Genomic DNA, 20743 nt, shown 5'->3' with positions numbered 1-20743 from the left:
CTGCCTCACAGACGCCCTGAATGCATGCGGCTGGACGATACTTTCGCGGCGCATGCGCATGGCGATGCGGCCCTGAGGTTCCGGCGCCGAAAGCCGTCGGGTGTCGCGCCCGGGACGCCCCATGGCGACCGACCCGCTAACCTTTGAACAGATCCACCACAGATGAATGTCCCGATGAACCAAGGCATGAAGACGCCTGCTGCGCCCGGCGTGCGGCCCATTCGCACGGCCGCCTCGCTCATCGTGCTGCGCGACGGCGCGGCCGGGCTCGAGGTGCTGATGCTGCGCCGGGCCGAGAAGGAGGCCGACCAGAACAGCGGCGCCAGCGTGTTCCCCGGCGGCACGGTCGACACGCACGACCCCGCCATGCACGCGGCCTGCTGCGGCCTGGACGACGCCGCCGCGAGCCTGCGCCTGGCGGTGCCCGCGAACGGGCTCGACTACTACGTGGCCGCCGTGCGCGAGTGCTTCGAGGAGGCCGGGCTGCTGTTCGCCTCCGAGGAGACGGGCGGGCTGGTGGCGCTCGACGCGCTGCCGCCGCACGAACGCGCCGCCATGCGCCACGCCGCCGAGCTGGGCTCCGACGCGCTGCTGCACATGTGCGGCGCGCGCGGCTGGCAACTCGCGGTCGACCGGCTGCGCTACTTCAGCCACTGGCTCACTCCGCCGGGCATGCCGCGCCGCTTCGACACCCGCTTCTTCGTCGCGCTGGCGCCGCCGGCGCAGACCCCGAGCGCCGACACGCGCGAGACGGTCGAGTGCCTGTGGCTCACGCCCGCCGAGGCATTGAACCCGCAGCGCGCGCTGAAGCTCATGAACGTGACGCGCCGCATCCTCGAACAGCTGCAGTCCTTCGCCAAGGCGCAGGACTGCATGGACCATGCGCAGGCGCTGCGCGAGGTGCCGATGATCATGCCGCGCGTGGCCACCGGCCCGGGCGGGCGCCATCCGGTGAACCCGTGGGAGCCGGCCTATGCCGAGCTGGGGCGCATCGACCCCGATGGCCACGGCCAGGGCCGCCACGCGCTGGAGGACGGGCTGGTGGTGCGCCTGTCGCCGCACGTGGTGCGCGTGACGACCGGCGCGCAGGCCGAGTGCAACAGCTACCTGGTGGGCGGCGGCGACCGCGGCGAATGGGCGCTGATCGATCCCCCTGGCGATGACATCGCGCGGGCCACCGTGCGCGCGGCGGCGCCGGGGGAGATCCGCTGGACGCTGTTCACCGGCGCCGGCGATCCGGCGCAGAGCGCGAGCGACCTGCTCGACCTCGGCGGCCTGACGCTGAAGACCGTGCAGGTCTCGGGCGAGCGCTGCTTCCTGCTCGTGCAGGAGAACACGCTCTTCAGCGGCCGTTGCACGCCCTGCGCGCTCTCTGGTGCGGCCGAACTGCCGCACGCCGTCGACTGGATCGCGCCCGCGCAAGGCTTCCTGCGCACGCGCGCCGAACCCATGCAACCCTTGCTGGACCCGACATGAATCCCACGTCTTCAGACGCCTTGCAGGCCGGCGCCTTCGACGCCGTGCTCGACGCGCGCTACAGCTGCCGCGGTTACCTCGCCGAGCCCGTGCCGCGCGAGCTGATCGACGCCATCCTGCGCGCCGCGCAGCGCACCGCCTCGTGGTGCAACTCGCAGCCCTGGCAGGTGGCGGTGACCAGCGCCGCGGCCACCGAGCGGCTGCGCCGCGCCATGGCCGAGCCCGAGGCCTCGGCCGACCCGTCGTTCGACATCGCACCGCCGGCCGAGTACCGCGGCGTGTACCGGGAGCGGCGGCGCGAGTGCGGCTTCCAGCTGTACGACAGCGTGGGCATTGCGCACGGCGACCGCGAAGCCTCGGCGCGGCAGGCACAGCTGAACTTCGAATTCTTCGGCGCGCCGCACATGGCGCTCGTCACCACCGAGGCCGTGCTCGGCACCTATGGCGTGCTCGACTGCGGCGCCTACGTGAGCAACTTCATGCTGGCCGCCCGGGCGCGCGGCGTGGCGAGCATCGCGCAGGCCGCCATCGCGTCGCGCGCGAAGTTCCTGCACCGGTGGTTCGACATCCCGCCGGACCGGCAGGTGGTGTGCGGCATTTCCTTCGGCTACGAAGACCCGGCGCATCCGGCCAACCGCTTCCGCACCACGCGCGCCACGCTCGACGAGGCGTGCCGCTGGGTGGACACCTGAAACTCGGCGTCAGGGGCTGCGCTCGGCCAGGTAGTGCCGCGTGACCACCGGCACCTCGGGCACCTGGAACACGCGCGCGCTGGCCTCCAGCTCGTTGCTTGCCACCGTGGCGCGCGAGCGCTGGCGAAGGTAGTCGGCCCACGAGGTGACGATGAAACGCTCCACGTAGCGGCTCGGGTCGCCCAGGTCGCGGTACACGCGCCAGAAGGTGGCGCCGTCGCGCCGGCGCGGTACGGCCAACTGCTGCACCGTGTCCAGAAACCGCCGCGCGTCGGCCTCGCGGATGCAATAGACCACTTCGACGGCCACGGGCCCGGCCTCGAACTCGGGCTCTTTCGGCAGCAGCAGCTCGTCGCTGTGCGCGGCCAGCGTCACCTCGTCGTCCGCGCCCATGCGCAGCGGGTACGGCCGCGCCAGGCCCACGCTCGCCACCATGAACGCAGCCGAGAGGCACAGCGCGGCCGGCAGCCCGAGCAGGCTGGACACCGCCCCCCACAGCGCCGAGCCGAGCGCGAAGGCCCCCAGCGAACACAGCGTGTGCAGCGACGCGGCGCGCGCCCGCACCCACGGCGGCGCGCTGGTCTGCGTGGCGGCGTTGAAGGTCGACATCATCGTCATCCAGGCCGCGCCGCCAAGCACGAAGCTCAGGTACACCAGCGGGCGCCAGGTCGACAGCGCGCCCACCAGCATGGCGCTCGCGAACACCAGGCAGCAGCAGGCCGCCAGCGTGTCGAGCCCGAAGCGCGAGCGGATGCGCCCGACGAAGAAGCCCGCCGACACCGCGCCCGTGCCCAGGCAGGCCATCAGCAACCCGTAGCCCGCCGCACCCAGGTCCAGCCGCTGCGACGCAATGACCGGCAGCAGCGCCCACAGCGCCGAGCCCAGCCCGCTGAAGCCCGCGGTGCGCACCAGCTGCGCGAAGATGGCCGGCGAATGCCGCGCATAGCGCAGCGCGCTCAGCATGCCGCCCCACAGCCGCTCGGCGGGCAGCTTGGCCGGCAAGGGCGGGCGCGGCGGCCAGCGGCCGGTGGCGTAGCTCATGCCCATGGCGGTGAGCACGGCCGCCGCGAACACCGCGCTGGCCCCGGTGAACGCGAACACCAGCCCCGCCAGCGCCGGCCCCACGGCGCGCGCACCGTTGAAGGCCATGGACACCAGCGTGATGGCTTGAGGCAGCTCCTTGCGCTCCACCGTGTCGCTGACGGCCGAGTTCCACGACGGCGATTGCAGCGCCGTGCACACGCCCAGCAGGAAGGTGAAGAACAGCAGCGTGCCCGGCCCCACCCAGCCGGCCAGCGCCAGCCCGGTGAGCACCAGCGCCGCAGCGGCGTACACGCCCTGGATGCGCAGCATCAGCTTGCGGCGGTCGGTGGTGTCGGCCAGCACGCCGGCGGGCAGCGACAGCAGGAACATCGGCAGGAACGAAGCGGTCTGCACCAGCGCCGCAAGGAACGACGAGGCCGTGAGCTCGATCATCAGCCACGACGCCGCCATGTTCTGCATGGCGTTGCCCACGAAGAACAGGCTGCCGGCCGTCCACAGGCCGCGAAACGGCCGGTGCGCGAGCGGAGCCCAGAGGGACGGGGCGTGGGCTGTGGCTGCGGGGGTGTTGAAGTTCAAGCGCGGGGGGCGGTCGTCGGGGCGACCAAATCATATCGGCGCAGCCCTTTTCGTGCTCGCGGGCAGGCGGCAGCGACGCCTGCCGACTGCGGTGCTTACTGCGAGCTCGGCGTCTGCGCCTGCCCGGTGCCCTGGGTGTTGTTGGTCATGCCCTTCTTCGAGCTGCCGTCCGACTTGCGGCCCGAACTCATTGCGCCGCCCGGCGCCTTGGTGCTGCCCGACAGGTTGCCGCCCGAGTTCGGCGTCCCCGGCGTGGCGGTGGGCGCGGTGGTCATGCCATTGGGGTTGGTAGGCCCGGTGCCGCCGGGCGAGGTGTTCTGCTGCATGGCGGGGCTGTCGGGGCTGTTCAGGCCGGGGCCGCCACCCCCGCCTGCTTGTGCCATGGCGGAAGCGGCGCCCAGGGCGATGCAGCTTGCAAGGAATGTGGTGGCGATGCGGTTCATGTAGGGAGCCTCTGTACGAAGTGGTTGAAGACTTCAATAGAGGCGCTGCGCCGCAGCAGCCGGGTGGGGCTGTGACGACGCTTGCTGTCAGCGAAGGCGCACCGTGCGTGACCGGTCGTGAAAACGCCGGGTTCGGGACTTGTGGTTCATCGTCGCCACCAGCTTGCGCCAACTGACGCTAGTCGCCACCCGAGCGCCACACCCTCGCCAGCGCAGCCATCTTCCCCCGCAACCCCAGCCTGTCGTTCGACAGCGCGTCGATGAAGTCCGACAGGCGCTGCGACTTCACCATGGTGTAGATCGTGAGCCAGGTGGTCGCTGCGAACACCACGCCGAACCAGACCGCCTTGCGCCACAGCGGCGCATCGGCCTCGGCCAGCAGGTTCATGCCCAGGAAGCCGGTGGTGATGGTCCCGATGAGCCCGAACAGCGTGACCACCGTGAGGCGCACCACGGTGCTGGCCTGGCGGCGCAGGCTGTCGGCGTCCAGGTAGGTGTTCATGTCGGCGATGCGCGACTTGACCTCGTCGTAGAGCGCGTCCAGGCCCAGGTGCGTGGCGCACATATGCGACAGCGCGCGCACCTGCGCCTGCTCCGAGATCTCGTGGAACCAGTAGCGGTGCGTGAAGCGCAGGAAGCGCTCGAAGCTCGCTCGGATGGCGCGCTTGAACTGCTTCACGCTCGGCGTGCTGCGGATGTCGAGCTTCCTCAGCGCCTCCACCAGCTGGTCGGAGAACATCAGCAGCGACGCCTTCTGGAAGTGCGCGATCAGGAACAGCAAAAAGTGCTGGTGGCGAAATTGCGCGAGCACGCCGCGGTCGCGGCAGCAGAAGAACTCCGAATGTGCATCGCCCACCACCACGAGCGCATGGCCGTTGCACAGGTAGCGCGTGCGCGGGGCCGCGCCGGCATCGACCCAGAAGCGGTCGTAGCAGTACTTGTGCTCGAAGTCCGCGAGGTGGTGCTCGGCATAGGGCAGGTGGGCATCGGCCGCGCCCGCGCCGGTGACCAGCGCCAGCCGCACGAAGTCGTCGCGCGTGAGGCGGCGCGGATCGTCCAGCGACAGGTAGGCCATGACCGGCATGCGGTAGTAGTCGATCTGCCGGTAGCGCAGCGCGCCGGGCTCCTCGGAGTAGTCGGTCACCAGCGGCTGCATCAGGAACGCCCAGTGCGACGAGATGCGCGGCGCGCGGTGCTGGGCCACATGCGACAGGAAGGCGTCGCGCTGCTGCGCGTCGGAGCGCGCGAGCACGCGGCCGTCGGCGCCCAGCCATTCGACGCTGGCCATGCAGTGCAGGGCGGTGCCGTCGGGCTCCCAGCCCGCGGGGTAGGCGCGCCCGAATCGGTAGAGGATTTCCTGCGCCTGGGCCAGGCTCAGGTGGTCCGCGCCGACCTCGAGGTTGAGCAGCACCACGTCGATGTCGAAGAAGAAATACAGGTCGCAATGAACCACCTGCAGCGTGACCGGCGCGTCGCCCGGCTGCGCCACCACGCGCACCGCCGCGATGTCGTGGCGGCGGAAGATGCGCATCGGCGAATCGCCGTCGCTGCCGCTGTCCCCGTGCGCGCGGCCCTCGCCGTACAGGAAGCGCTGCACGTACGGCAGAAAGCTCACGAACTCGTTGTAGTGCCGCTCGTGGAAGCGGCTGCTGTCGCCGGTGTATTCGTCCACCTCCTCGCGCCACGGCGAGGCGTCGCCCATCTCGCGCAGCACGTGCCAGGGCCCGTGGTGGACCGGCCTGGCGCCGGGCGCGGGCATCAGCCGCAGGGGCCACAGCAGCGCCTGCCTGAAATGCTGCACGACGGGCGCGCCCGCGGGAGGCGAGCCTGCCGGAACTGTATGTGAGGGCATGTTGTCCGCGGGTGGGTTCGGCATGGCGCAGTGTAGGCAGCAACCGGGCGTTTGGGCGACAGGCGTGTCGGCGCCTGCCAACGCCGCGACGCGCAAGACGCAAGACGCAAGACGCAGGACGCGCGCTAGAAGCCGGCCTCGCGCCAGCCCACCGAGGCGGCGTAGCGCAGGAAGCGCATCGCCGGTACTTCCCAACGCCCGGCGATGGCCACGCGCCCGCGCCACGACGGGTGTGTGGCGGGCAGCGCCTCGTCGGCGTCCAGCAGCACGCGGTAGACCGCGTGTTCCGGGTACAGCGTGCCGTTCTTCTCGCGCACCAGCACGTCGCCGCCGAACAGCGACGCCAGCTCGGGCTCGCCCAGCGTGCGGCTGGCGTCGCGGTCGATGCTGGCCACCGTCAGCCGCAGCGCCGGTCCGCCCAGGCCGTCGGAGATGAACAGCGCCCGGTCGCCGCGGGCGATGCGGCGCACGGCCTCCTCGCCCACATAGGTCACCACCTGCCACCGGCCGGGCGTCACCAGCGAGCCGAGGTATTCCTGGCCCTTGAGCCATTCGCCGGGACGCAGGTCGGGGTCGATGTCGACCATCACCCCGGCATGGGGGGCGACCGGACGATAGCGCTGCAGGTCGGTCCCCACGGCAGCCTGCTCGGCACTCGCAAAGGCCAGCTGGTCGTTGAGCACCTGCCAGTCCTTGCGGCTGGTCGCATCGAGTCCGGAGGCCGCCGATTGCCAGGCCAGCATGTCGTGGCGCGCGCCGGCCTCGCGGGCGCGCAGGTCCAGCTCCGCGGAGGACAGGCGCAGCAGCGCCTGGCCCGGCTGCACCGGCTGTCCGTTGCCGACCGGCAGCGCGTCCAGCTTGGCGTAGACCGGGGCATACAGCGCCAGGCGAGCCTGCGGTTGCAGCAGGCCCGAGGTGTGCACGCGGTCGGGCCACGGCAGGAAGAAGGCGAGCACCAGCAGCACCGCCAGCACGGCGCTGCGGCGGGCACGTCGGCTGCGGCGCAGGGCGGTGCGGCGCGCGCGCCATGCCTGCAGCTCGCGCCACACGGGCAACGCGACGAACCAGACCATCTCCACGGCGAACAGCACGATCCCGACCGCCTTGATGAAGAAGTGGTAGACCAGCGCCGCGATGCCCAGGAACAGCACGAGCCGGTAGATCCAGACCGCCCAGGCGAACAGGATCAGGCCGACATGGCGGCGGCGCGGAAACGCCTCCGGCGCCGGCTCGCCCAGCGCGAACAGGCGTTCGCGCAAGTCCCAGCGCGCCAGCGCGAAGGCACGGCCGTGCAGGTTGGGCAGGCCGAGAAAGTCCGACAGCATGTAGTAGCCGTCGAAGCGCATGAAGGGGCTGGCGTTGATGACCAGCGTGGTGATCCAGGTGGTGGTCGAGAGCAGGAACGCGACCTGCTTGGGGCCGCCCTCCGGCAGCCATGTCCAGGCCAGCGTCGCCCAGACGGCAATGCACAGTTCGGTGACGATGCCGGCGCTGGCGACCGCCAGCCGCTGTCCGCGGCGCGCCAGTTTCCACACCTCGTTGGTGTCGGTGTAGGCCACCGGCCACATCACCAAGAACGCCAGGCCCATGGTCGGCACCCGGCAGCCGTAGCGCTTGGCCGTGAGCGCATGGCCCATCTCGTGGCATGTCTTGGCAAACACGATGGCGCAGCCGTACAGCACCGCGCCGTTCCAGCTGAGTGTGTCCATCAGCGTGGCGGAGAAGCGGTCCCATTCGCGGTACACGCCGGCCAGCCCGAGCACGCCGGCGGCGATGGTCAGGCGGCGGAAAGTGGGGCCGAACAGAAACGCCAGCCGCGGCTGCAGCCAGCTCAGCCAGCGGTCCGGCCGCAGCAGCGGAATGCGAAAGAACAGGTAGTTGTGCAGCAGCCACTGGTGCCAGTTGCCGCGCTGCCTGTCGCGCATCGCGGCCATGGTGGCGGCCGACCCGTGGCCCGGCTGCAGCAATTGCTGCTCGCGCAGGAAGGTCACAAGGCGCTCGAGCGCGTCGGGGTCGAGCTGCAAGGCGGTGTCGCGGTTGATCTCGCCGAGCACCGCGTGAGGATCGCGCAGGTCCCAGCGGCTGAGCATTTCGAAGCTCGGCCAGTCGAGCTGGAAGAACAGGTTGCGCACCGGGTCGTGCAGCGTCCAGCTGGGCTGGCCGTCGGCCAGCCGCGGACCGGCACCGATGGCCAGCTCCTGGCGCAGGACGGGGAGGCTCGGCGGCATGCGGCCCTACACGGCAAGGAACTGGCGAATGCTGGCCAGCGGGCGCCGCAGCATCCAGTAGATCAGCGGGACCCGTTCACCGGCCAGCTTGGCCGTGCCCTTGAGGCCGATGCGCTGGTCGACGGGGGCGTCGAGCCTGGCGCGCACGCGGTAGGCGTAGCTGCCGTCGGGGCGGGCGGTGGCGCGGTGGCTCATGTAGCGCAGCGTGCCCGACACCGGCGACAGCGGCGACGCCGCCAGGTACAGGTGCAGCGGCGCGTTGTCGGCCAGCGGAATGGCGTCGCCCAGCGGGACCCAGGCCTCGATCTCGACATCGGTGGCCGAGGCCACCTGCATGATGCGTTCGCCGGTCTGCACCGGGCGGCCGATCCACTCCGACGGATCGTCGAACAACACGATGCCCGCCTGCGGCGCCAGCACGCGCGAGCGCTGGGCCTGGCCTTCGAGAAAGCCCGACTGGGCCTTCTTCTCGGCGATCTTGCCGAGCAGCGTCGCCAGCTGCGGCTTGGCGCGCGGGTCGTTGAGCACCATCTGCGCCGCCTGCCGGTATTCGGCCTCGGCGGTGCCCAGCGCTTCGCGCGCCACGCTCAGGCGGCTGTCGATCGGTGCCTGGTCGAAGGAGAACAGCGGCGCGCCGGCGGCCACCATCTGGTTCGGACGGACCGCGAAGTCCGCGATCACGCCGTCCAGCGGGGCGCGGATGGTGGCCGGGTTGGCCGGCACCAGTTCGCCGGGCGCCAGCACAGTGAGGCGAACCGGCAGGCACAGCACGGCCAGCAGCACCAACCCCACGGCGAGCCGCCGGCGCCACCGCTTGCCTTGGGCGCCGACGTTCCACCAGCCGCGCAGCCGTGCGGGCAGCGCGGCCACGGACCATGCGGAACGCCGATGCGTGGCGCGCCAGGCGTGCTGCCAGGTGTCCATCCATTCGTCGAGCACGGCCAACTGTTCGGGCGGCAAGGGTGCGTCGCCCGCCAGCAGCAGACCTGCGGGGTCCGCCACCGCGCCGGCTTGCGCGTCCTCGCGCCGGTGCAGGCCGCGCAGCGGCACCCACGTGGCGAAGGCGGGCAGCCATTCGTTCCAGGCGGCGCCGACGTCGCGCGGCAGCTGCGCGGGGTCGACCGCCAGCGCGCCGCCGGTGTCGTGCTGCGCGGCGAGCGTTCGGCACAGCCTGTCGATCCATTGCGCATAGGGGGCGTTGGCTTCGACCGCCACCACGCCGGACAGCGTGTGGACGCCGCCCGCGCCGAACCACAGCGCGGCCTGGCGGTACGGCGCCAGCACGCGGGTGTCGTTGACGGCCAGGAAGGCCAACTCGTTGGCGCTGGCCGCGGCGCGCGCGCGCCGGGCCAGCTCGAGCAGCGTGAGCAGCGGATTGGCGGGCGCGCCAGGGCTCATGTCCGCAGTCTCGCCGCTGCCGCGCTGTGCGACAGCGCCGCCAGGCGATCGGTGGCGCCGCCGCGCGCGGCGCGCAGCTGGTCGCTCAGGCTGGCGCGGCCGGCCGGTTCCGCAAGGTCGAGCTGCCAACCGGCGCTCGCACCCTTGACGCCCGCGTCCTTGGTCACGGTGATCTTGAAGACCTGCACCGCCTCGCGGCCGTGCGCGTCGCGCGCCACCACCTTGAAGGTCAGCGTTCCCTCGAAGGCAATGGGCGGCGTGCCTTCGAAGCGCGCGGTGCGGGCGTCGAACTTGAGCCAGCCCGGCAAGGCCTTGCCGTCCACCATGAGCGCACGCAGTTCGAGCCTGGTTTTTTCGTCGCCTTGGGCGAAGGTGTCGCTGGACAGTTGCAGCGAGATCGGCTCGCCGCCGCGCACGGCGAGGTCGTTGATCGGCACGCCGGCCAGCAGCACGCTGCCACGGCCGGCACGATCGCCCGCGCCCAGGGACTCGGCTGCGTCGCGTCCCGGCATGACGGCCAGCAACTCGGCGAGTCCGCCGCGCAGGACGGCATCGGGCTGCAGCGCGTCCAACTGCCATCCACCGGCCACGCTGGTGTCTTCCGCGAACACGGGCACGCGCATCGGGGGGATGTCCGCGGCGGGCGCCGGCAGCCAGGGTTGCGGCGTCGGCGTCGGTGGCGTCTGGAAGGCGGGCGTCACAACGACGGGCGTTGGAGTCGGTGTCGGTGTCGGTGTCGGTGTGGGGGTTGGCAACGTAGCCGCCGGCACCTCGCGCAGCGGCCCGGTGTTGCCCGCCAGGTCGGTAACCCTCAATTGCAGGGTGCCGTCGCCGGCCCCCGCGAGCGACCACGACGTGCGGTCGGCGGCCACCGCCACGGCGAACCAGTTCTGTCCGCCGTCGCGCGAGGCGAACAGGGTCTCGTCCACGCCGAGCGGCACCGACAGGCTGCCCTGCACGGCGCCGCCGCCGGTTCGCACGATGCCTTCGGCCGCGCTGGCGGGTGCCGTCGTGTCGAGCACATAGGCTTGCCCGTACGACGTGCCGCCGCCGAGCGCATTGGCCACGCGCACCGCCAGGGTGCCGCTGCCCGACAGCGTGGCAGCCATCGACCATTGCGTCGCGCCGACGCCGGCCACGGCCGTGCGCCAGGTGCTGCCGCCGTCGAGCGACACCTCGACCGACTCACCGGCCGCGAGCGCGGCGGAGAGGCTGCCGCTGACCGTCTGGCCGGCGGCGTTGGTCACGAAGTCGGAGCCGCTGGCGCCGTGGTCGGCGGAAAACGATGCGCCCGTGACCGTGGTGGCGGGCACCGTGCCCAGCACCAGCTCGCCGGCCGTCGTGTCGTTCGCGACGTTGCCCGCGAGATCGGTGACTGTCGCCACCACCTCGTAGCGCTGGTTCAACGCCAGGGTCAGCGTGCCGCTGACCGGCACGGCGGTGGCCAGGTCCAGGCTCCAGGCGCCGGCCACCGGCGTGACGTCGTAGGTGGCGCCGCCCACGGTGACAGTCAGGGTCTCGCCGGCCGCCAGCGTGACGCTGCCGGTGAGCACGGGCGAGGTGCTCATGGCCGTCAGCGGGGCTACGCTCGGCACCGTGGCCGCCGTGTCGTACACATAGGCCTGCGAGATCACGGTGCCATCGTTGCCGGCAACATCGACAACCTTGACCTGCAGGGTGTTGCTGGCGGTCAGCGTCTGGCCGGCCAGCGACCAGGCGTTGCTACCGACGGCGATGCTGGCCGCAGTCCAGGTGGCGCCGTTGTCGAGCGAGACCAGCACGGTTTCACCAGCCGCCAGGTTGGCTGAAAGGGTGCCGCTGACAGTCTGCGCCGCGGTCCTGGTGATGAAGTCGGTGAGGGAGGCGCCGGTGTCGTTGGAGAAGACGGCGCTGGCCACGCTGGTGGTGGGCGCGGTGGTGTCGAGCACATAGGCTTGGCTCGTGCTCGCGCCGTTGTTGCCGGCAGCATCCGTGACGCGCAGCCTCAGCGTGTCGCTGGCGGCCAGCGTGACGCCGTTCCAGGTCAGCGTGGTGCCGCTCACCTTGCTGGTGATGTCGGTCCAGGTGGCGCCGTTGTCCAGCGAGCCGTACACGACGTCGCCGGCCGCCGGTGCCGCGCTGAGCGTGGCGGTGATGGTCTGGGCCGCGGTGTTGGTGACGAAGTCGGTGCTGGAACTGCCGGTGTCGGCCGACAGCGCAACGCCGCTGAAGGAGGTGGTCGGCGCCGTGGTGTCGAGCACATAGGCCTGCGAATAGGCGGCGCCGTTGTTGCCCGCGCTGTCGCTGACGCGCACCTTGAGCGTGCCGCTGCCGGTCAGTGTCTGGCCGGCCAGCGACCAGGTGTTGGAGCCGGTCGTGGCGGCGGCCAGGGCCCAGGTGGCGCCGTTGTCGAGAGAGACGTAGACGTTCTCGCCGGCCGCCAGGTTGGAAACCAGCGTGCCGCTGATGGTTTGGGCCGCCGTCCTGGTGATGAAGTCGCTGCCGGAGCTGCCGGTGTCGGCCGAGAAGGCGGCGCCGGCCGCGGTGTTGGTCGGCGCGGCGGTGTCGATCACGATGTCCTTGTTGGCGCCCAGCGAGCCGGCCGTGCCCGGCGTGGCCAGCGTGACCGCGGCGGCCTGATGGGCGCCGCCGGCATCGATGATCGTGGCGCCGTTGAGCGACAGTGCGCTGGACGAGCTGTAGTCGAGGTCGGCGCTGTTCTGGCCGGCGCCCACGGTGTAGCTGAAGGTCAGCGTGCCGGTGCCCGAGCCGCCGGTGTAGGTGGCGCTGCCGCCGCCATCGAGTGCCAGTGTCGGCGTGCCGCCCGTGGTGTCGACGGTGACCGCGCTGGAGAAACCGACCGTGATGGTGATGGTCTGGCCGCTGCCGTAGGCGCCGTCGGCAGTGCTTGCGCTGACGCTGGTGATGCTGGGGTTCGTACCGTCGACGTTGACGCCGGCCGTGCTGCCGACGCTGTTGAGGGTGATCGTGGCGTTGTTGCCTGCGCGGTCCTGCAGACTGCCGCCGTTGGCCGACAGCGCGCCGATGGTGATGCCGTTGGCGTCCGCGTCACCGTTCGGCACTGTGTAGCGGAACACCAGCGCGCTGCTGCCCGAGCCGGACACATAGTCGGCGTAGCGCGTGGTGGCGCCGACCACGAGGGCAATGCGCGGCGTGCCGCCGGAGGTGTCGACGATGACGGCTTCGCTGAAGTTGACCGTGAAGTCCAGCATGCCACCGCTGTAGTAGGTGCCGTTGGCCGGCACCGCGACCGAACCGACGGTGGGCTTGGTGGTGTCGATGGTGATGGTCAGTCCGGCGGATGCAGCCGAGGCGTTCCCGGCGGCGTCGGTGGACACGGCCGTGAGGGTGTGGCTGCCGTCGCCAAGCGCGCCGGTGGTGTAGCTCCAGCCGCCGGCGCCGGCCACGACGGTGCCGAGCAGCGTGGCGCCGTCGAACAGCGTGACGGTGCTGCCGTTCTCGGCCGTGCCGCTCAGCGTCGGCGTGGAGTCGGTGGTGATGTTGTCGTTGTTGAGCGCGCCGGTGTCGCTGGCCGTGGCCAGATCCGGCGTGCCGGGCGTGGCCGGGGCGCTGGTGTCGAGCGCGTAGGCCTGGCTGCGCGCGGTGCCCTGGTTGCCGGCGGCATCCACCACCTTCAACTGCAGCGTGTTGCTGCCGGCCAGCGTGACGCCGTTCCACAACAGCGCGGTGCCGCTGACCTTGCTGGTGATGTCGGTCCAGGTGGCGCCGTTGTCGAGCGAGCCGTACAGGATGTCGCCGCCGGCCAGCGCGCCGCTCAGCGTCGCGCCGATGGTCTGGGCTGCGGTCCTGGTGATGAAGTCCGTGCCGCTGCTGCCGGTGTCGGCCGACAGTGCCAGGCCGGTGACGGTGATCGTCGGGGCGGCGGTGTCGTAGACGTAGGCCTGCGACAGCACGGCGCCGTCGTTGCCGGCGGTGTCGCTGACCTTGACCTTCAGCGTGCTGCTGGCGGTGAGGGTGCGCCCGGCCAGCGACCATGTGTTCTGGCCGACCGTGGCGGTGGCGGCGCTCCAGGTGCTGCCGTTGTCGAGCGACACGTAGACGCGCTCGCCGCTGGCCAGGTTGGCCGACAAGGTGCCGCTGATGGTTTGCGCCGCCACGTTGGTGTTGAAGTCGGTCGGGGAGGTGCCGCTGTCGCTGGAGAACGCGGCCGTGGCCACGCTCTTGGTGGGCGCGGTGGTGTCGAGCGTGTAGTTCTGGAAGCTCAGCGGGCTGTCGTTGCCGGCGGCATCGGTGACCTTGAACATGATGGCGTTGCTACCAGCCCCGAGCGTCGCGCCGTTCCAGCTCAGCGTGGTGCCGCTCACCTTGCTCGTGATGTTGGCCCAGGTGTTGCCACCGTCGAGCGAACCGTAGACGATGTCGGTGCCGGCCGGTGCGCCGCTGAGCGTGGCGGTGATGGTCTGGGGCGCGGTCTTGGTGATGAAGTCGGAGCTGCTGGAGCCGGTGTCGGCCGACAGCGCGATGCCGCTGAAGCTGGTGGTTGGCGCCGTGGTGTCCAGCGTGTAGGAGTGCAAGTAGGCTGTGCTGGCGGCAACACCGTTGGTGACGCGCGCGATGAAAATGCCGTTGCCGGCCAGCGTGGTGTTGGTGCTCCACGTGTTGGTTCCGACCAGGTAGCTGGTGGCGTCGCTCCATGTGCCGCCGTTGTCGTAGGACACCTGCACCTTTTCGCCGCTGCCGAGGTTGGCCGACAGCGTGCCGCTGATGGTCTGTGCCGCGGTGTTGGTGATGAAGTCGGTGCCGCTGGTGCCGGTGTCGGTCGACAGCGCGGCCGAGTTGACCGTGCTGGCCGGTCCCGGATTGACGGTGATGTCGAAATCCTGCAGGCCGACGTAGTCGTTGGAGGTTATGACGATCTTGGTCAGGTTGGCCATCGACTTGCCGAAGGCGTTGACCAGCTCCAAACCACCATTGGCGGGCAGGTCGAAGCTGGTGCTGGTGCCGTTGGCATAGGTCAGCGCAAAATGGACGGGAAGGTAGTTGTCCATCTTCATCGATGCCAGGCTGAAGGCGGCACCGCTGGCGACGGAGATGGTCAGGTCGCTGCCGATCAGGTCGGCGCCAGCGGGATTAAGCACATCGTCGCCGGTGTGCAGCAGGTTGGGACCGGTGAAGCTGACATCCTTTCCGTTGATGTTCCGGACCACCGTGGTGTTGTAGTAGTAATTGCCTGGCAGGTCGGCGTCGCTGATATGGACCACCGTCAGCACGCCGTCGTACTGTGCCAGCGCCAACTCGCGCGCGTCGATGGTGCCGTCGTGCGCCTCCAGCGTCCAGTTGCCACCCAGCCGGGCCGCACCGGTCAAGTCGGTCGAGGCCGCGACGTCGGCGCCGGTGGCCTTGGCGATGCCGTCCAGCAACTTCGCGCCGCCGCTGCCCGCGGCCACGTCGCAGCCGTACAGCAGCAGGTCGCCGTCGGCCGTGAGCGCGCGCCCGAGTTCGGCCAGTTCGCCCTGCGTGGCGGCCGATGACAGCGAGGACTCGGTCAGCTGCGTGGTGCCGAGATTGACCACGCCCTGCGAGCCGTGCGACAGGATGTGGATCGCGTCCAGCCCGTTCTGGTTGGCCGCCCATTGCGCGATCTGCGCCAGGCCGTCGCGGCTGCCGTCGAACTCGACGATGCCGACGCCGTCGCGCACGCCCGCTTCCAGGCTCTTGTAGTTCGCCAGCGAGGCGTCGACCAGCACCACCTCCTTCTTGCCCTGGTCCTTCGCCGGCTCGGCGGCGCGCACTTCCACGGCCGGCGGCACCGGCGGCGGCGCGCTGTCGTGGGCGGCTTGCGCGGCATGGGCGGCGTCGGCCACGGCGCCGTCGAACATGAAGCGCTGTTCCAGCGCGAGCAGCTGCGACGCCGCATACAGCGGGCGGCGGCTGCCGAGGGCGCCGGCGGGCAGGCGCAGGGGGGAGATTGTCGGGTTCATGGCAGGCTTCCCTGAAGAGGCGCGGCGGTTGCGCTGGACGGGTGGAAAAGAGGTCAGCGCGGCGTCGGCGGCGGCGCCATCAGGACCTTGCCGCTCATGCCGGCGGCCAGCTCGCTGAAGCGGCCATCGATGACCGCGCTCAGCTTGACCGACTGGCTCACCGGATCGACGCGGGCCGCGATGCGCTGCACCTTGGCCGGGTAGGTCCTGCCGGTTTCGTCGATGTTGACTTCGAACGCGGTGCCGGTACGCACCCATGCGAGCCAGCGGGACGGAACGATGAACTCCAGCTCCAGCTGGCTGTCGTCGATGATCTCCAGCAGGGGCTGGCCCGGCTGCACGTACTGTTGCTCGCGCGCCTTCTGCTCGGCGATGCGCCCGGAGAACGGGGCGACGATCTGGCACTTGCCGATCAGCGCGCGGTTGGCCGACACCTCGGCCTGCGCCTTGAGCGTTTCGGCCTTCGACACGTCGAGTTCGACCTTGCCCACCGAATTCAGGTCGGACAGCTTCTGGTTGCCGCGCCAGGCTGTGTTGGCCGCCATCAGCGCGGCCTCGGCCTTGGCGAGCTGGGCCTGCTGCAGCAGGCAGTCGAACTGCACCAGCATCTGCCCCTGCTTGAAGGCGGCGCCCTCGGGCAGCGGCAGGCGGTTGATCTTGGCGCCGATCTCGGCGGCCAGCGTCGTGTAGCGGCGCGGCGCCAGCTGGGCCCGCACCTCGCGTGTTTCCAGCGCCGAGCCGGGCGCCGGCAGCGGCGTTGCCGCCTGCACGCCCGTCGGCAGCGTCACCAGCGTCAACAGCGCACAGGCCAGCGCGCCGCACAGGCGCGCGTTGCGCACGGACGGCCTCACCGTGCTTCCTCGGCGGGCGGCAACTCGCCCTTGTTCCAGGTCTGCAGCGATTGGCCGACCGCGTCGGTCAGGGCGGCCAGCGGGATGGTGGAGGAGGCGTCGACCGACGGCTCCATGCCCAGCGTGGCCTGCAGCCGCGAGGCCGCCGCCTGGGCGTTCGACAGCGCCTGGTAGCGGCGCAGCTGCGACAGCACCGAGGTGCTCTGCTGCGAAATGCGGTCCAGCACCGACTGCTTCTGCGCATCGGCCTGGTTGGCCACATGCTGGGCGATGCGGCCGTCGACCTGCGCGATGGCGTCGGAGCGTTCGTACTGGCGGGCGGTGTTGGCGTACTGCAGGCGGGCGATGTGCAGCTGGGTGAGCACGGCCATCTGCATCGCCATGCGGCGCTGGTCGGCCAGCGCCACGCCGGTGTCTGCCAGGCGCATCTGCGCGGGCGCCGACAGCAGGCCCAGCAGGTTGAACGAGATCTGCGCGCCGACCTCGTTCCAGTTCTGGTGGATCAGGAAGTCGTCGTTGCTGTGCTTGAAGCCGTAGTTGAACGACAGGCCCGGAAACAGCTTGAGCAGCGCACGCCGCGTTTCCTGCTGGGCGATGCGGGCGTTGTACATGCCTTCGCGCAGGTCGGGGTTGCGCAGCAGCGCCACCGCTTCCAGCCGGTCCAGCGGTTGCTGCAGCCAGACGGTGTTCACTTCGCTGGCCGGCTCGACCACGGTGTAGGGCGTGGCGAGCGGCAGGGCGGTCAGGGTCGCCAGCTCGACGCGCGCCGTGGACAGTTCCTGCTCGATGGTCTCCAGCAGGCGCAGGTTCTCCAGCAGCTGGCGCTGGTAGCGCAGCGGCTCCAGCGGCGAGCGGATGCGGTCGTCCTCGGCCTTGCGCGCGTCCTTGAGCGCCTGTTCCGAATCGGCGATGGTCGTGCGCAGCAAGGGCATCAGCTTCTGCGCGGCGGCCACCCGCCAATAGGCGGTGCGCACGTCCAGGATCAGGTTGTGCAGCGCCTTGCGGCGGCGTTCGCCGGCGATCAGCACGCGGTCGGCGTTCTGGCGCGCGGCGTAGTAGCTCTGGCCGAAGTCGAGCAGGCTCCACGACAGGCCGATTTCAGCCGTGGCGGCCTCGCGGCTCGACGAAATATACGGATTGGCCAGCGACGGCAGGCCGGTGACGGAATCGACGCTGCGGGTGATCAGGTCGTTGTTGCGTTCGCGGTAGCCGGCCGAAGCGATCAGCTTGGGCAGCATGTCGAACTTGCCGACCTCGAAGGTGCCGATGGCAACGGCTTCTTCCATCGCACGGTAGCGGCGGTCGGCGTTGTACTTGATGGCGCGGGCGATGGCGCCGTCCAGTGTCAGCGGTCCGGCCAGCGGCTCGATGTCGCGCTGCAGCGCAACCTTGTCCTGCGCCAGGGTGGCACGGATTTCCGGCGTCGACAGCTGGGCGGTGTCCACGCTGAACGACGCGCAGCCGCTCAGGCCCAGCAGCGCGGCGGCGCCGAGCACGGCTGCTTTCGCGGCGGCGCGACGACGGGGAATGAATCGATGTTCTTGAGGGGTGTGCATTGACGGGCTTTCGGTTCTCTCTCTCGGACTCGCGCCTCGGTCGCGCTGTCGACGACAGGTCCGGGGTGCCTGGTCGGCGCGCTGGAGGCGCCCCTCTGCCGATGAATTCAGCCTCGCCATGCACAGACCGTTTCGAGCGAAGCCGTCCGAGACAGTGGAAGACGCTGTTCGGTGCGAAACGCGATCGAGCAACTGTTTGTTTCTGAGTGTAATTTTGTTAACCCTGATTACACAAGCAACGTTTTGTCGAATTCTCTGAACTCGAGATGGATTCGATTCGCAGGCCGGAGCAGTGCAAGCCCATGGCGTCGTTTTCCATTGGGACAAAACGACCACCTAGGGGAATCCCTAGGTCGGCCTGAAACCGGTTTCATATAAGCTGCAAGCATTGCTTTCGAGGCATGCACGCGCACACCCGGCGCCCCTGCGGCACTCGCCCACCATGAACTACCAGTTTCAATTCGACGCCGTCTTCGCCGCCTGGCCGCTGCTGCTGAAGGGCACGTGGATCACGGTCCAGCTGTCGCTCATCGCCACGGTGCTGGGCCTGCTGGTCGCCATCTTCTGCGCCTGGGGCAAGACCTCGGGGCCGGGCTGGCTGCGCTTCGTCATCAATGCCTACATCGAGGTGATCCGCAACACGCCGTTCCTCGTGCAGCTGTTCTTCTTCTTCTTCGCGCTGCCGGCCATCGGGCTGCGCTGGTCGCCGCAGACGGCCGCGCTGGTGGCCATGGTGGTGAACCTGGGCGCCTACGCCACGGAAATCATCCGTGCGGGCATCGAGTCGATTCCCAAGGGGCAGATCGAGGCGGGCCGCGCGCTCAACCTCAAGCCGTGGGAAATCTTTCGCTTCATCATCATCAAGCCCGCGCTGAAGGCCATCTACCCGGCGCTCACCAGCCAGTTCATCCTGCTGATGCTGAGCTCGGCCGTGGTGTCGGTCATCTCGGCCGACGACCTGACCTCGGTGGCCGCCAACCTGCAGTCGCAGACCTTCCGCAGCTTCGAGATCTACATCGTGGTCGCGGGCATCTACCTGGCGCTGGCGCTGGCCTTCTCGGGCATGTTCAAGCTGATCTACAAGCGCACGCTCAACTATCCGGACCGCCGGTAACAGACGACGGACGGAGACCACACCATGCGTACCTTCGGCTTTCCCGAATTCCTTTTCATCCTCGAAGCGGCCAAGTGGACGCTGGCGCTGTCGGCCATCGCCTTCGTGGGCGGCGCGATCCTGGGGCTCGCCATTGCGCTGATGCGCACGTCGGAGTCGCGCTGGGCGCGCGGCGTGTCCACCACCTTCATCCAGATCTTCCAGGGCACGCCGCTGCTGCTGCAGCTGTTCCTGGTGTTCTTCGGCGCGCCGGTGCTGGGGCTGGACATCAACCCGTGGGTGGCGGCCGGCGTGGCGCTCATCCTGAACAGCGCCGCCTTCCTCGGGGAAATCTGGCGCGGCTGCATCGAGGCCATTCCGCGCGGCCAGTGGGAAGCGGCCGAGGCGCTCAGCCTCAAGTACAGCGCGCGCATGCGCGACGTGGTGCTGCCGCAGGCCTTCAAGATTGCGCTGGCGCCCACGGTGGGCTATGTGGTGCAGATCATCAAGGGCACGTCGCTCGCGGCCATCATCGGCTTCGTGGAGGTCACGCGCGCCGGGCAGATCGTCAACAACGCCACCTTCCAGCCGCTCATCGTGTTCTCGGTGGTGGCGGCGATCTACTTCGCGATCTGCTGGCCGCTGTCGCTGCTGGCCGCGCGCATGGAGCGCAAGCGCGCCCGTGCACTGGCGCGCTGAAGTCCCTTTTTTCGCTTTCGCTTTTTTCTTTCTCGTTGTTCCTTCCTTTCTTCAGGAGACATATCCAATGACCCGTACCACCACCCGCCGCGCAGCGCTCGCAGCCCTCGGCCTGGGCGCCGCCCTGACCGTGTTCGCACCCTTCGCCTCGGCGCAAAGCGTGGCCGACATCAAGAAGAAGGGCGAGATCACCATCGGCATGCTGGTCGACTTTCCGCCCTACGGCACCACCGACGCCAAGAACCAGCCCGACGGCTACGACGCCGACGTGGCCAAGCTGCTGGCCAAGGACTGGGGCGTCAAGGCCAACATCGTGCCGGTGACCGGCCCCAACCGCATTCCCTTCCTGCTGACCAACAAGGTCGACCTGCTGGTCGCTTCGCTGGCCATCACGCCCGAGCGTTCGAAGCAGGTGCAGTTCTCCACGCCTTACGCGGCCGCCACCATCGTGCTGTACGGCGCCACCAAGACCCCCATCAAGGCGGCCGGCGACCTGAAGGGCCTGCGCGTGGGCGTGGCCCGTGCGTCCACGCAGGACGTGGCCGTGACCAAGGCCGCACCCGAAGGCACCGAGATCCGCCGCTTCGACGACGACGCCTCGGCCATGCAGGCGCTCATCTCGGGCCAGGTCGACGCCATCGGCTGCTCGGTGACCGTGGCCGCGCAGATCGCCAAGCGCGTGCCTGCCAACACCTTCGAGAACAAGTTCACGCTGGTGCAGCAGTCGATGGGCATCGCGATGCGCCCCGGCCAGGAAGAACTCACCAAGGCCGTGAACGACTTCGTGCAGAAGAACACCGCCAACGGCGAGCTCAACAAGCTGTATCAAAAGTGGCTGCAGGCCGACCTGCCCAAGATGCAGTAAGCCCACTGGCAAGCAAGCACAGCAAGCA

The 20743-nt window shown here is 69.9% G+C and carries 13 protein-coding genes; 5 read left to right on the top strand and 8 right to left on the bottom strand.

Annotated elements, in window-relative coordinates; translation table 11 throughout:
• Positions 1-174: 174 nt before the first annotated feature.
• Both AC0IYU_RS15350 and AC0IYU_RS15345 read left to right on the top strand, forming a co-directional pair.
• Entirely contained in the window at positions 175-1476 is a 1302-nt protein-coding gene (locus tag AC0IYU_RS15350) for an NUDIX hydrolase (protein ID WP_472118334.1), read from the top strand.
• Positions 1473-2168, top strand: coding sequence for a nitroreductase (locus AC0IYU_RS15345; protein ID WP_472118331.1), 696 nt, complete (start codon positions 1473-1475; stop codon positions 2166-2168). The genes AC0IYU_RS15350 and AC0IYU_RS15345 overlap by 4 nt, the downstream gene beginning before the upstream one ends.
• Positions 2169-2177: 9 nt before the next feature.
• Here the strand turns inward: AC0IYU_RS15345 and AC0IYU_RS15340 are convergent, their stop codons facing one another.
• The 8 genes from AC0IYU_RS15340 to AC0IYU_RS15305 form a co-directional block, all read right to left on the bottom strand.
• Positions 2178-3788 (bottom strand): MFS transporter, encoded by a 1611-nt coding sequence (locus AC0IYU_RS15340; RefSeq protein ID WP_472118328.1) that lies wholly within the window; start codon positions 3786-3788, stop codon positions 2178-2180.
• A gap of 95 nt (positions 3789-3883) precedes the next feature.
• Positions 3884-4231 (bottom strand): hypothetical protein, encoded by a 348-nt coding sequence (locus AC0IYU_RS15335; RefSeq protein WP_472118325.1) that lies wholly within the window; start codon positions 4229-4231, stop codon positions 3884-3886.
• 178 nt (positions 4232-4409) lie between these two features.
• On the bottom strand, positions 4410-6083 hold the full coding sequence (locus AC0IYU_RS15330; protein ID WP_472118322.1) for a hypothetical protein: 1674 nt from the start codon (positions 6081-6083) through the stop codon (positions 4410-4412).
• Between the two features lie 125 nt (positions 6084-6208).
• Complete coding sequence (locus AC0IYU_RS15325) at positions 6209-8311, bottom strand: site-2 protease family protein (protein WP_472118319.1); 2103 nt, start codon at positions 8309-8311, stop codon at positions 6209-6211.
• Between the two features lie 6 nt (positions 8312-8317).
• Positions 8318-9709 (bottom strand): efflux RND transporter periplasmic adaptor subunit, encoded by a 1392-nt coding sequence (locus tag AC0IYU_RS15320; protein ID WP_472118315.1) that lies wholly within the window; start codon positions 9707-9709, stop codon positions 8318-8320.
• A complete protein-coding gene (locus AC0IYU_RS15315; RefSeq protein ID WP_472118312.1) occupies positions 9706-15651 on the bottom strand; it encodes an Ig-like domain-containing protein in 5946 nt (1981 codons plus the stop codon). The genes AC0IYU_RS15320 and AC0IYU_RS15315 overlap by 4 nt, the downstream gene beginning before the upstream one ends.
• Before the next feature lie 53 nt (positions 15652-15704).
• Positions 15705-16502: an efflux RND transporter periplasmic adaptor subunit gene (locus tag AC0IYU_RS15310; protein ID WP_472118309.1), complete on the bottom strand. Its 798-nt coding sequence runs from the start codon at positions 16500-16502 to the stop codon at positions 15705-15707.
• Positions 16499-18058: a TolC family protein gene (locus tag AC0IYU_RS15305; protein ID WP_472118306.1), complete on the bottom strand. Its 1560-nt coding sequence runs from the start codon at positions 18056-18058 to the stop codon at positions 16499-16501. The genes AC0IYU_RS15310 and AC0IYU_RS15305 overlap by 4 nt, the downstream gene beginning before the upstream one ends.
• A gap of 442 nt (positions 18059-18500) precedes the next feature.
• On the opposite strand from AC0IYU_RS15305, the gene AC0IYU_RS15300 reads away from it, so the two are divergent.
• The 3 genes from AC0IYU_RS15300 to AC0IYU_RS15290 all read left to right on the top strand — a co-directional run bounded on the left by AC0IYU_RS15300 (position 18501) and on the right by AC0IYU_RS15290 (position 20715).
• A complete protein-coding gene (locus tag AC0IYU_RS15300) occupies positions 18501-19172 on the top strand; it encodes an amino acid ABC transporter permease (RefSeq protein WP_435440165.1) in 672 nt (223 codons plus the stop codon).
• Positions 19173-19196: 24 nt separating this feature from the next.
• Positions 19197-19850, top strand: coding sequence for an amino acid ABC transporter permease (locus AC0IYU_RS15295; protein WP_435485813.1), 654 nt, complete (start codon positions 19197-19199; stop codon positions 19848-19850).
• 67 nt (positions 19851-19917) lie between these two features.
• Positions 19918-20715 (top strand): transporter substrate-binding domain-containing protein, encoded by a 798-nt coding sequence (locus tag AC0IYU_RS15290; RefSeq protein ID WP_472118303.1) that lies wholly within the window; start codon positions 19918-19920, stop codon positions 20713-20715.
• The last annotated feature ends 28 nt before the right edge of the window (positions 20716-20743 follow it).

Source organism: Variovorax sp. AC103 (assembly GCF_979254005.1).
The sequence above is the reverse complement of the archived record's forward strand: the minus strand, read 5'-3'. Positions and strand labels throughout refer to the sequence as shown.